This window comes from Flavobacterium sp., from assembly GCF_044361015.1.
Taxonomy (GTDB): domain Bacteria; phylum Bacteroidota; class Bacteroidia; order Flavobacteriales; family Flavobacteriaceae; genus Flavobacterium.
In genome coordinates this window covers 51,917-65,187 of record NZ_JBIKJL010000004.1, presented here as the reverse complement: position 1 = coordinate 65,187, position 13,271 = coordinate 51,917, and the positions used below count along the sequence as shown (strand labels likewise).

The 13,271-nt window shown below is 34.0% G+C and carries 9 protein-coding genes and 1 pseudogene; 6 read left to right on the top strand and 4 right to left on the bottom strand.

All coding sequences use genetic code 11. From position 1 onward, the window contains the following. Window positions 1-19: 19 nt before the first annotated feature. Window positions 20-937, bottom strand: coding sequence for a GLPGLI family protein (locus ACIQ2Z_RS02745; protein ID WP_396182636.1), 918 nt, complete (start codon window positions 935-937; stop codon window positions 20-22). A gap of 118 nt (window positions 938-1,055) precedes the next feature. Here ACIQ2Z_RS02745 and ACIQ2Z_RS02740 point away from each other — a divergent pair, with 118 nt between their 5' ends. Together ACIQ2Z_RS02740 and ACIQ2Z_RS02735 are read left to right on the top strand one after the other, a co-directional pair. Continuing rightward, complete coding sequence (locus ACIQ2Z_RS02740; protein ID WP_396182635.1) at window positions 1,056-1,847, top strand: hypothetical protein; 792 nt, start codon at window positions 1,056-1,058, stop codon at window positions 1,845-1,847. Then, on the top strand, window positions 1,847-2,461 hold the full coding sequence (locus tag ACIQ2Z_RS02735; protein ID WP_290859706.1) for a deoxynucleoside kinase: 615 nt from the start codon (window positions 1,847-1,849) through the stop codon (window positions 2,459-2,461). The genes ACIQ2Z_RS02740 and ACIQ2Z_RS02735 overlap by 1 nt, the downstream gene beginning before the upstream one ends. A 74-nt stretch (window positions 2,462-2,535) precedes the next feature. Here ACIQ2Z_RS02735 and ACIQ2Z_RS02730 read toward each other — a convergent pair whose 3' ends face one another. The 3 genes and pseudogenes from ACIQ2Z_RS02730 to ACIQ2Z_RS02720 all read right to left on the bottom strand — a co-directional run. Then, complete coding sequence (locus ACIQ2Z_RS02730; protein ID WP_396182634.1) at window positions 2,536-5,076, bottom strand: sodium-translocating pyrophosphatase; 2,541 nt, start codon at window positions 5,074-5,076, stop codon at window positions 2,536-2,538. A 113-nt stretch (window positions 5,077-5,189) separates the two neighbouring features. Further along, complete coding sequence (locus ACIQ2Z_RS02725; protein WP_396182633.1) at window positions 5,190-7,670, bottom strand: DUF5686 family protein; 2,481 nt, start codon at window positions 7,668-7,670, stop codon at window positions 5,190-5,192. Between the two features lie 66 nt (window positions 7,671-7,736). Beyond that, window positions 7,737-8,726 (bottom strand): annotated as a pseudogene (locus tag ACIQ2Z_RS02720) (pyruvate dehydrogenase complex E1 component subunit beta); the annotation flags it as partial. A gap of 262 nt (window positions 8,727-8,988) precedes the next feature. Between ACIQ2Z_RS02720 and ACIQ2Z_RS02715 the strand changes: the two are divergent. From ACIQ2Z_RS02715 to ACIQ2Z_RS02700, 4 genes are all read left to right on the top strand, one after another. Beyond that, on the top strand, window positions 8,989-9,735 hold the full coding sequence (locus tag ACIQ2Z_RS02715; RefSeq protein ID WP_396182632.1) for an electron transfer flavoprotein subunit beta/FixA family protein: 747 nt from the start codon (window positions 8,989-8,991) through the stop codon (window positions 9,733-9,735). A 104-nt stretch (window positions 9,736-9,839) separates the two neighbouring features. After that, window positions 9,840-10,808 (top strand): electron transfer flavoprotein subunit alpha/FixB family protein, encoded by a 969-nt coding sequence (locus tag ACIQ2Z_RS02710; RefSeq protein WP_396182631.1) that lies wholly within the window; start codon window positions 9,840-9,842, stop codon window positions 10,806-10,808. A gap of 127 nt (window positions 10,809-10,935) precedes the next feature. Then, window positions 10,936-11,559 carry a bifunctional nuclease domain-containing protein gene (locus tag ACIQ2Z_RS02705; RefSeq protein WP_396182630.1) on the top strand — a complete coding sequence of 208 codons (624 nt, stop codon included), beginning with the start codon at window positions 10,936-10,938 and terminating at the stop codon, window positions 11,557-11,559. Window positions 11,560-11,605: 46 nt separating this feature from the next. Next, the gene (locus tag ACIQ2Z_RS02700) at window positions 11,606-13,264 is read left to right on the top strand and encodes a NupC/NupG family nucleoside CNT transporter (protein WP_396182629.1); all 1,659 of its coding nucleotides are present in this window, start codon (window positions 11,606-11,608) and stop codon (window positions 13,262-13,264) included. Window positions 13,265-13,271 lie beyond the last annotated feature (7 nt).

Genomic DNA, 13,271 nt, shown 5'->3' with positions numbered 1-13,271 from the left:
AAATTGAATTTGATTTAAATTATTGTCCGCCCATTCTAAACTGCGTAGTTCTTCCGCCTCCTTGTCCTTGATTCATTTCACGCATTTCTGCCATCTTCTCGGTTACAATTTTATCATATTCAGCTTGAGTTACTTCTTTCCCTTTTGAGGGAGCTTTTATCTCTTTTTTCTCTTTGGTATTCATCACAATTTTTGAACATAAAATAATAGTTTTTCCTTCATTAACCTCTAAAATTAAACCGGGTAAGCCCCAATAATTTTCAGGTCCTTGGTTAATTGGAATATCTGGAGTGTACCAAGCTGTAACAACAATTTCTTTCGGCACATCCCAACCATCAGTCAAATTTGTGGTTTTTGTAGTTTCTGTTTTACCTTCCACTTTACCTTCTTCTTTTTTTTCGCTTTCCTTTTTATCCTCTGTTTTTCTCCTATAATTTTTAAAATCAGCCTGACTTACGGGCCGAACAGCTGTTGCTTTAAAACAAGTGTAGTTCCCAATTTGTTTCGTTTCTCCTTCTAACTTCCATGCTAATTTTGGCAACGTATCCTTAACCAAAAATTCTTTCCCGAAAAATTCTTTATCAACGGAAAATGTTTTTTCTTTCACGTTTTTATAGTGAGTTCCGCCTCCGCCCATCATGTTTGACATCATTCTCATTCCACCACCTTGCCCAGGAGCGTCTAATTTCTCTTCTTCCTTATAGATAGATGCATTTTTGTCAAAATTTAATATGAATGTTTTTTCAAACATTTGTTTCATACGTTCTTCAATCGTTTTTTGCATCTCAGGTGTAATATCACGATTTCCGGCAAAATTAGACTTGAAATCAGCTGTGCTTGTTTTGGATTCATACACCGCCATTCCTTGAAAATCCTGAGCAAATGCACTAATAACCACGGTGAACAATGTAAGCAAGGTGACAATAATTGTTTTCATTTTTAAACGTTTTATGGTTTTACAAAACAAATATGACGAGTTTATTAGTTTTTTGTTACCAATGTTTTGTTAAATATACCATTTTAATATTCGACAGTTTAATTGTACTTTAGCCATTATGAAGTTAATTCAATTCTCGTATTTTTTATTATTATTTTTTTCCGTTACCGGACAGGAGAAAAAAATAATCCCTCAATTTGTTTCATCGACTTCGATTGAAGCGAATGAATACATTGATTCTGATGTTTTCGGATTTCATTACTACATCAAAAACAATGTTTTCTACAAACAAAAAGGTGGTGAATTATTTCAGTACAAGAATCTTTATTTGGGAAAAATCAGTAAAGTAGATTCGCAAAATCCATTAAAAATAGTCCTATTTTATGAAGGTTTTAATACTGTCGTTACCTTAGATAATCAATTAAGTGAATCCCAAATTATTTCGTTTTCAAAAAATTCAACAACAATTGTTGCTTCAGCCATCGGATTAGCTTCTCAAAATCGGCTTTGGGTATTTAATTCGTTAACGATGCAATTGAGTTTGTTTGATTTGTTAAAATTAACCCATCAACCCTTAGCACAACCTTTTCAAAAAACTTTTCAATATTATCAAGCAGATTTCAATCAATTTTATTGGATTGAAGACACACAACTTGTTTATTCTTGTGATGTTTATGGAAAAGTTTTTAGCTTAGGAAAAGTGCCTGCTTTTACTTCTATTCAATTTTTATCTGAAAAAGAAGTAATTTATCAATGGGAAAACAAACTATATTATTATAATCTTAAAGAAGATAAAAGTACTTTAATCGAATTAGATAAAAAAACCTTTCAAAGTTTTCGGTTTAAAGACCAATTTTTGATTATTTTTACAGACAACGAAATTAGTACTTACCAAATTAGATTACCATAATGCACATAGCAGTAGCAGGCAACATTGGAGCCGGAAAAACCACCTTAACACGATTATTAGCCAAACATTTTAAATGGGAACCTCATTTTGAAGATGTCGTTGATAACCCTTATTTGGACGATTTTTATCACCAAATGGAGCGATGGTCATTTAACTTACAGATTTATTTCTTAAACAGTCGTTTTCGTCAAGTTTTACAAATTCGTGAAAGTGGAAAGAAAATCATTCAGGACAGAACAATTTATGAGGATTCACATATTTTTGCTCCCAACTTACATGCTATGGGTTTAATGACAAATCGTGATTTTAACAACTATAAATCGTTGTTTGAGTTAATGGAAAGTATGGTCCAGGCACCTGATTTATTAATCTATTTAAGAAGTTCAATTCCAAATTTAGTGAATCAGATTCACAAAAGAGGTCGAGAATATGAAAACACCATTTCTATTGATTATTTGAGTAGACTAAACGAACGTTATGAAGCTTGGATTCAAAGTTATGACAAAGGAAAACTTTTAATTATTGATGTTGACAATATTAATTTTGTTGACAATCCGGAAGATTTAGGAATGATTCTTAACCGAATTGATGCAGAACTAAACGGTTTATTTTAGACCAAGATATTTAATAAAATAAAAAAATGCCTTCTAAAATTAGGAGGCATTTTTTTATAATTGAACTTTAACTATTATTTCAAAGCGTCAATCTTAGCTTTCACTTCTGCTTCTGTTCCTTCAAAAGTTTGCGTTTCAGTTTGGCCATTTAAGGTTGTTGTAACTGTCGCTTTTGCGGTTTCATCCGTTTTGATTATTTCAACCCTAACATCTTTTGAAACTTTTTCAATTGAACCACCAACATAGTTTCCTTCTGCATCATATTGAGACAAGCATTTTGCTTTACACTCCTCTGAACAACCATTTTTCTCGCACATAGCTGCACATTCCTCTTTGGTCATCGTGGCACATTTAGACAAATCACATTTACCTTGAGCACAAGTCATTTCAGTTTTAGCATCAGTAGAACAACAAGGCATATTTGCTTCATCAGCATGACCATTACCTAAAATTGGAGCAATTACTAAACCTATTAAACAAGTCAATTTAATTAAAATGTTCATAGATGGTCCTGAAGTATCTTTAAATGGATCACCCACAGTATCTCCAGTTACAGCTGCTTTGTGAGCATCGGAACCTTTGTAAGTCATTTCACCATTAATCATAACACCCGCTTCAAAAGATTTTTTAGCGTTATCCCATGCACCACCGGCGTTGTTTTGGAACACAGCCCAAAGTACACCGGAAACGGTTACCCCTGCCATATAACCCCCTAACATTTCAGCAATTAATTGATTATTATCAGCATAAACTAACTTACCTAATAATACAATTGCAATAGGAAAACCAATGGTTAAAATTCCTGGCAACATCATTTCACGTAATGCAGCTTTTGTAGAAATCTCCACACATTTGCCATATTCCGGTTTACCCGTTCCTTCCATGATTCCAGGAATTTCTTTGAATTGACGACGCACTTCGTACACCATATCCATAGCCGCTTTTCCAACTGAATTCATTGCTAAAGCAGAAAATACAACCGGAATCATACCTCCTACAAACAACATCGCTAATACCGGTGCTTTGAAGATATTAATACCATCAATTCCTGTAAATGTAACATAAGCAGCAAATAAAGCTAATGAAGTTAACGCAGCAGAAGCAATTGCAAAACCTTTTCCTGTTGCAGCAGTTGTGTTACCAACTGAATCTAAAATATCTGTGCGCGTACGAACTTCTTTTGGTAATTCACTCATTTCAGCAATTCCTCCTGCATTATCAGAAATAGGACCAAATGCATCGATAGCTAATTGCATAGCTGTTGTTGCCATCATAGCAGATGCCGCTAAAGCAACTCCATAAAAACCAGCTAAAGCATACGATGTCCAAATTGCACCTGCAAATAATAATACGGTTGGGAAAGTAGAAATCATCCCTGTAGCTAAACCTGCAATTACGTTAGTTCCTGCTCCAGTTGACGATTTTTGAACAATTGCCAATACCGGTTTTGTACCAAGTCCGGTATAATATTCCGTAACAGATGAAATTGCTCCACCCACAACTAAACCTACCAAAGTAGCATAAAAAACGCGCATGTATGAAATTTCTTGAGCTTCTTCTCCGAAGAATTTCATGGTCATTACCTCAGGCAACATATATTTTACTAAGAAAAAACAAGAAATAGCAGTTAAAACAATTGAAACCCAGTTTCCTAAGTTTAAAGCACCTTGAACTTGTTTTTCTTTGGCATCGTTACTATTGATTTTTACCAACATCGTTCCGATGATTGAAAATAAGATTCCGAAACCGGCGATTGCCATTGGTAATAAAATTGGGCCAATTCCACCGAAACCTTGATCAACAATGTTTCCGCCCATATCTTTGATTACATAATTACCTAAAACCATAGCTGCTAATACAGTTGCGACATATGAACCGAATAAATCGGCACCCATACCGGCAACGTCACCTACGTTATCACCCACGTTATCTGCAATAGTAGCAGGATTTCTTGGATCATCTTCAGGTATACCTGCTTCCACTTTTCCAACTAAATCAGCTCCAACGTCGGCCGCTTTGGTATAAATACCACCACCAACACGAGCAAATAAGGCAATAGATTCAGCTCCAAGAGAAAAACCGGCTAATGTTTCAAGCACCACAGTCATTGCTTCAGTATCTTGCCAAACACCTCCAGAAAGAATGTTAAAGAAAATAATAAAAAAGGCAGTTAAACCTAGAACAGCTAAACCTGCCACTCCTAATCCCATTACTGTTCCACCACCAAAAGAAACTTTTAAGGCTTGAGGTAAACTTGTACGAGCCGCTTGAGTAGTTCTTACGTTAGTTTTAGTTGCAATTTTCATCCCCATATTTCCGGCTAAAGCAGAAAAGAAAGCACCAAAAATAAAGGCAACCACTATTAATAAGTGAGTTTTAACGCCAGGCAAAAAAGTTATACCGGCCAAAACAACACTTGCAATAACAACAAATATGGCTAATAATCGGTATTCCGCTTTCAGGAAAGCTAGAGCTCCTTCATAAATGTAATCTGAAATCTCTTTCATTTTACCATCACCGGCATCTTGTTTTAAAACCCATGCTCTTTTGAAAGCCATAAAAGCTAATCCTATTAATGCCATCACAATTGGCACATAAATCATAATTGAATCCATAAAAATGTATTTTATAATTTTTTTAACGGTTGCAAAAGTAACAAAATAGGAATAAAAAAAAGCAACATTCTTAATAGAATATTGCTTAATAGATATATAAAGTAAAAATTAACTTAAAAATAGAACCCAAACGAACCTTTTATAGTGAAATTATTGGTGTCCGGAAGGTTTCTGTAATTTCCTCTCCAAGTACAATCTATTCGGAATACTTTGAAAATATTACCCACACCAAATCCATATTCCCAATAGGGTTTTTCAGGAGCTAAATAAGTTAATGTAGATGCGTTTAATAAAATATTTTCTTCTGAGATAGAACCTACAACTCCTTTTATACTTACTATTTCTCTTAAATTCAATTTACGGACACCCGGGATTCTGGAAAATAACCTCCCTAAAAAATGATGTTCTAACTGAAATGTGGCATATTGATCCGATACAAATTCATAAAAATTTAAATTATTGAAGGTATTATCAATAATAAAGTAAGATTGATTACCAGGGATGACACTAAGCAAACCTAACGGAACAGCTCCAAATGTTTTACCTGCTTCTGTAATTACGTTTAAACGACCGAATCCGCCCACTAAAATTGGTTTTTTGAAGTAAAACTGAAGTTTATCATAGGCAAAATCACTTTCTAGCACCCCTTCATATCCTTTGCTATAGCTGACAAAAAAACGAGAATACGGACTGTCCACAACAGCACGTTCCACTCCATACCCGATAGATTTTCGACCGGGAGTGTAATCAACTGAAAAGGACATTTCTGATTGTTTTACATCCGATTGAACTGTTGTCCGCGAAGCATCGGTGTAATAATCCAGACTGAATGTTTCCGAGGCAGATTTCAATGTTCGGTAGGTTAATCCAAATTCAAACGTTAAATTTTTCACCGGTTCAATATTCATTGACAAGGTACTTAAATTGATACTCGTTAAATTCGTATTTGAACCACTCATAAAAAGTCCGGTTGAAGCAAAACTTCTGCCGAGCACATTATTTGTAGTGGTCAAATTTGCTCCAAGTTGTTCGATATCCCTTCGATTTCCTCCTTCTAAAATTAAACGATTTTTAGGATTCAATAATATCTTTCCCGACAAACCGTATTTTACCTGATCATCTTTAAAACCATAAGCGGTGTAAGCTTGAATTCGCCAAGGGTCATTTCTGCCAAAATATGTCCGCCCTCCGACTCGAAGTCGCAATCCCTCCACATCGCTATAACCAACGGTGGAAAAAATTGGTCCGAAATCAAATTTATTAAATTCTATATAGCCGCTTCCCAAAATGGAAACTAATCGGTACATTTTTTTGAATTTTTTGACCGTCTGCAGTGTATCTAACATTTTGTAAACCCCTAATTCATCTTTACTCAAACTTTCAAATCTGTTTTCAGCCCAAAATTCATCCGTTTTATTATAAACAGAATTGTCTATAAAATTGATTTCCTCTTTGTAAAACTCTTTAGGTTTTTCTTCATTGAATTTGTGATTCTTATATAAGGTGGTTCTTTTTCCATAAACCCCTTGGGATTCTTCTTTTTTATTGAAGGCAAAATCAGACATCATATGATCTCTTTTTAAAAGAAAAACGGAATCATTGACCACATCAAATTCTTGCTCAATATAAATTTCTTTAATCCAGTTAATGTTTGCAGTTTTACTAACCGCCATATTGATTGACTTTATGGCATAAGTAGAATCATTCACCCAAAAATCACCTTTGAAAGTGAGTTCTCCTTTTCGTCGGGGATAATAAACAATATTATAACACCATTTGTTATCAATAAACATACTATCCGTAAGGGCATAATTATAAACTTCAATTCCGGTGCGAGATAAAGGACTGACGAAATCTTTATCAAAAAACTTCAAATAATTATCATAAATATCATAATCAGCATACAAATCTTTAACAAAAGCAATAACTTGTTGATTGTTGCTAAATCCGGAATTTTTATTGGCTTTCGTAATTTCTTTTTCTTTTTTTGTCAAATTATTTCCATAGACTTCAGAAATAGATTCATTAATGAAAATAGGCAAATACGTTTTTCCGGTTATTGCTGAAGTGTCCATTTGCTCAAAAACAAATTCCATTCCCTTAAATAGCTTAGATTTCATGGTAGCACTATCGATTGTATTTAAATCGAATTCAATTTTCTCATACTTATCAAATTGATATTGATTAAATTGTTTTAAGCCGTTTAATCTTTTGCGTGCCCAAATCTTACGTAAAATGTCAATTGCCGGATTATTTTTTTTAGATAACTTACCTGAAACCAACACAACCTCACGAAGTGTTTCCCCTTCCGCTAATTTAATTTTAAGATTGTATGAAACCGATTTTTCTAAAACCAGTTCTTTAGGAGTATATCCAATAAAAGAAATAACTAAAACAGCATGGTTTTTGGTAGATTCAAGATAAAAACGGCCATTTTCGTTAGTAATAACTCCTTCAGATGAATTTTTAAAATAAACATTTGCAAATGGAATAGGCTCATTTTTTTCATCTACAACTACTCCGCTCACTTTTGTTTGAGCAAACAAAGAAGCAGTAAACAACATAAAAACAATTAGGACAGAATATAATTTCATAGCAAATTAAAAAAAAACTTCATCAAAATCGAGTTGATGAAGTCTCCTATATAGTAGATAATATTTCTATTTATACATAACTTTTTTTACTGCCTTAATCACATCATTTGAATCAGGCAACCATTCTTTTAGTAAAGCCGGTGAAAAAGGAGCCGGTGTGTCGGCAGTGGTAATTCGTTGAACCGGGGCATCTAAATAATCAAATGCTTTTTCCTGAACCATATAGGTAATTTCAGAAGCTACACTGGCAAATGGCCAAGCTTCTTCTAAAACTACTAATCGATTTGTTTTTTTAACAGACGTTAATATAGCCTCATAATCCATCGGGCGAACTGTTCTTAAATCGATGATTTCACATGAAATACCTTCTTTAGCTAATTCATCCGCAGCGATATAAGCTTCTTTAATTATTTTACCAAAAGAAACAATCGTAACGTCAGAACCTTCTCTTTTAATATCAGCTACTCCTAAAGGAATAGTATATTCACCATCCGGAACTTCCATTTTGTCACCATACATTTGTTCAGACTCCATAAAAATAACGGGGTCATTGTCGCGTATAGCTGATTTTAGCAATCCTTTTGCATCATAAGGATTTGATGGAACAACTACTTTTAATCCGGGAGTATTGGCAAACCAACTTTCAAATGCCTGAGAGTGAGTAGCGGCTAACTGACCCGCAGAAGCGGTTGGTCCTCTAAAAACCATTGGCATTGAAAATTGTCCGGCTGACATTTGACGCATTTTTGCGGCATTATTTATAATTTGGTCAATCCCAACTAATGAAAAGTTAAATGTCATAAATTCCACAATCGGACGACAACCATTCATCGCTGAACCAACAGCGATTCCAGCAAAACCAAGTTCTGCAATAGGTGTATCAATTACTCGCTTTGGTCCGAATTCATCTAACATTCCTTTAGAAGCTTTATAGGCACCATTATATTCTGCTACTTCCTCCCCCATTAAATAAATGCTTTCATCACGACGCATTTCTTCACTCATCGCCTCACAAATAGCTTCTCTGAATTGAATTGTTTTCATATAGAAATTTTCTTTAAGTCTTTTATTCGAAAGGCAAAAATAATTATTTTAAATCACTTTAAAGCATATTTTTAGTGTAAAATAATTGACTTTTTGTAATTTTTAATTTTCAACAATTTTTAATTTTCCTTTTGAAAAAATATTATTCTTTAGACAAAAGAAATATTAATAGCAACGAAAACGATATAATACTGAAATTTTTATTATGCACGCATACTAAAATTAGAAATATTATTTGTACTTTGGTACCCGAAAAATAATCTAATCCTTTTATATGAAAATATTAGTTTGCATCAGTCATGTGCCTGATACTACATCCAAAATTAATTTTGTCAACAGCGATTCAGAATTCGACACAAACGGTGTTCAATTTGTTATCAATCCAAATGACGAATTTGGTTTAACAAGAGCTGTTTGGTTTCAAGAACAACAAGGAGCAACCGTAACCGTTGTCAATGTTGGCGGTCCGGATACTGAACCAACATTAAGAAAAGCTTTAGCCATTGGTGCCAATGAAGCAATTCGTGTTAATGCAAATCCAACAGATGGTTTTTTTGTTGCAAAACAGTTAGCAGAAGTTATTAAACAAGGTCAATATGATTTAATTATTTGCGGTAAAGAATCTTTAGATTACAATGGTGGAATGGTTCCCGGAATGATTTCCTGTTTGTTAGGATACAATTTTGTAAATGCTTGTATTGACATAAAAGTTGATGCATCAAATGCTAAAGTAGTCCGTGAAATTGATGGTGGAAAAGAAACTATTTCTACTTCGTTGCCATTGGTTATTGGTGGTCAAAAAGGCTTGGTAGAAGAAAAAGATTTACGCATTCCTAACATGAGAGGAATTATGACTGCTCGAACTAAAGTTTTAACTGTTTTAGAACCTGTCGGAGCTGCACTAAATACTAAAGCCGTAAAATTCGAAAAACCGGCTGCAAAATCAGCTGTAAAATTAGTAAGTGCTGATAATTTAGATGAATTAGTAAATCTTTTACACAACGAAGCAAAGGTAATTTAGTAAACAGTGTTCAAAATTTAGTGTTCAGTATAAAATTAAAACACTTAAATTTTAAAAGATTTTAAACTATTTTAAACTTTTAAACCTTTTTAAACTAAAAAATTATGTCATTATTAATATATGCAGAATCAGCTGAAGGAAAATTTAAAAAAGTAGCTTTTGAATTAGCTTCTTATGCTAAAAAAGTAGCGGAATCATTAGGAACAACAGTAACTGCCGTAACAATAAACGCTTCTGATATTTCAGAATTATCAAATTACGGAGTTGATAAAGTATTAAAAGTCACCAACGACAAATTGGCCGCTTTTAACGCAAAAGCTTATGCAGACACCATCAAACAAGCTGCCCAAAAAGAAGGTGCAAAAGTAATTGTACTTTCATCAACTACCGACAGTATTTACCTTGCACCATTAGTTGCTGTAGGTTTAGAAGCCGGATATACTTCAAATGTGGTTGGTTTACCTTTGAGCACCGCTCCTTTTCAAGTAAAAAGAAACGCTTTTTCAAACAAAGCTTTCAACATCACTGAAATTACTACCGATATTAAAGTATTAGGTTTAGCCAAAAACTCCTATGGATTGGTTGAAACAAATTCATCTTTAGCATCAGAAGATTTCTCGCCAACTTTAAATGACTCCGATTTCAATGTCAAAGTGGAGAGCGTTGAAAAAGTAACCGGAAAAGTAACCATTGCTGATGCTGAAGTTGTAGTTTCGGGTGGTCGTGGACTAAAAGGCCCTGAAAACTGGGCGTTAGTAGAAGATTTAGCAACTGTTCTAGGAGCTGCAACTGCTTGTTCAAAACCGGTATCCGATTTAGGATGGAGACCTCATAGCGAACACGTTGGACAAACCGGAAAACCCGTTGCCACTAATTTATATATTGCGATTGGTATTTCCGGAGCTATTCAACATATAGCCGGAATCAACTCGTCTAAAGTAAAAGTAGTTATCAATTCTGACCCTGAGGCACCATTCTTTAAAGTGGCTGATTATGGTGTCGTTGGAGATGCATTCGAAATTGTTCCTAAATTGACTCAAAAATTAAAAGAATTTAAAGCTCAAAATTCATAATTTTTTATAAATTGTGCCCTCATTGGGCTATCTAAATTGAGATAGTTGTATCTTTGTTTAGATAGCCCATTTTTTATTATTAATTTAGCCTATGTACTTTGTAATTACTACGTTGTACTGATATTATATGAGTCTTGTTAAACTAACCATAAAAGGAATTTCCTATAGTCAAACCCAAAACGGTGCCTATGCCTTGATTTTAAATGAGGTAGATGGTGAGCGAAAATTACCCATCGTTATCGGAGCATTTGAAGCTCAATCGATTGCAATTGCCTTAGAAAAAGAAATAAAACCTCCTCGTCCACTTACGCATGATTTGTTTAAAAACTTTGCTGACCGATTTGATATTGTAGTCAAACAAGTTATTATTCACAAATTAGTTGATGGTGTTTTCTACTCTAGTATTATTTGCGAACGCGATAAAATTGAAGAAATCATTGATGCCAGAACATCCGATGCTATTGCTTTAGCCTTGCGGTTTAATGCCCCAATTTTCACTTACAAAAACATCTTAGACAAGGCTGGTATTTACCTAAAAGGGAACGCCATGGGACCCGACAATTCAAGTGGAGAAAATGAAGGTATTTTAAGCAATCCTGAAACTTTTGGCTTAGAAGAATCAACTGTAAAAGATAGTTACAGTGGTAAAAACGTACAAGAATTATATGAACTCTTAAATGAAGCTGTTCAAAATGAAGATTATGAAAAAGCAGCAAAAATAAGAGATGAAATTTCCAAAAAAGAATCATAATAATTCGAACCAATAAAAATAATCCAATCTTTATAATTAAATGAAAATGTATAAAAATTTAATTTTCCTTTCTATAATCTTGCTTTCTACTTTAGGTTTAACAGGACAAGAACTTGAAAAAAAATGGCAACTAAGTTCCTCCAAAACAGATTTTTTAGAATTGAAAGAAGGAGGATATGAATTGAAAATCAGTTCTGATAGCATTACACAAAAAGGGGACTATCTTGTTCAAGATAATTACCTTTTTTTGTTTGAAAATGGTTCGGATGCTCCAACAAAAAGATTTACTATTGAAACAAAATCTGATTCGCTTTTAACTTTAAAATCAAAAGACAAAGCCTACTCGTTTTTTGCCTCTAATAAAATTAAGACCACCCCTAAAGAAGTCAAATTAATTGCCAGCCAAGGGTTGTCCGTGACCAGTATTTGGAAAGGAATTTTAGGTATGATTTCACTTTTAGCATTAGCTTATGTATTTAGTGCTAACAAAAAAGCAATTAATTGGAAAACAGTTGGAATTGGAATTTTTGCTCAATTAGTTTTGGCAATTGGAGTGCTGAAAATAGGCTTTGTTAAATCACTTTTTGAATTTGTAGGCGGATTATTTGTAAAAGTTTTAGATTTCACCCGTGCAGGAAGTGAATTTTTATTGGGAGGCATGATGAATGTAGACAATTTTGGATTTATTTTCTTGTTCCAAGTTTTGCCTACTATCATTTTCTTTTCTGCCCTTACTTCATTGTTGTTTTATTTAGGTGTAATACAAATTGTGGTTAAAGGTTTAGCAATGTTATTATCTAAGCTTTTACATGTTTCTGGAGCAGAAAGTTTATCTGTGGCGGGAAACATCTTTTTGGGTCAAACCGAAGCTCCGTTAATGATTAAAGCCTATTTAGAAAAAATGAATAAAAGTGAAATTCTTTTAGTCATGGTTGGCGGCATGGCCACAGTTGCCGGTGGTGTTTTAGCGGCTTACATTGGTTTTCTAGGAGGAAATGATCCTGAATTGCGATTGATGTTTGCCAAACATTTGTTAGCCGCTTCTGTTATGGCTGCTCCGGGAGCAATTGTTGTTTCAAAGATATTATTTCCTCAAACAGAATCAATAAATACCAATGTAGAAGTTTCCGAAGATAAAATAGGTTCCAATATTTTAGATGCTATTGCAACCGGAACTACCGAAGGCCTAAAATTGGCCGCAAATGTCGCTGCAATGTTACTGGTTTTTATAGCATTTATCGCGATGATTAATTTTACACTGGGATGGATTGGTGATTGGAGTGGTCTGAATGACTTTATTGCAGCAAAAACTCCCTATTCTAAATTTTCCCTAGAAACCATTTTAGGAATTGTATTTGCTCCATTAATGTGGTTAATTGGTGTAGCTAAAGAAGATGTGATGTTAATGGGACAACTACTTGGAATAAAACTAGCCGCTTCAGAATTTGTAGGTTATATTCAATTAGCCGAATTAAAAAATGCCGCAAATGCTGTACATCTAACTTATGACAAATCGGTTATTATGGCTACCTATATGTTATGCGGATTTGCTAATTTTGCATCCATCGGTATTCAAATTGGAGGTATTGGATCCTTAGCTCCCGGACAACGTAAAACACTTTCGGAATTTGGTTTAAAAGCAGTCATTGGCGGAAGTATTGCTTCTTTACTATCAGCAACAATTGCAGGAATGATTATTGGATAACTTTTAT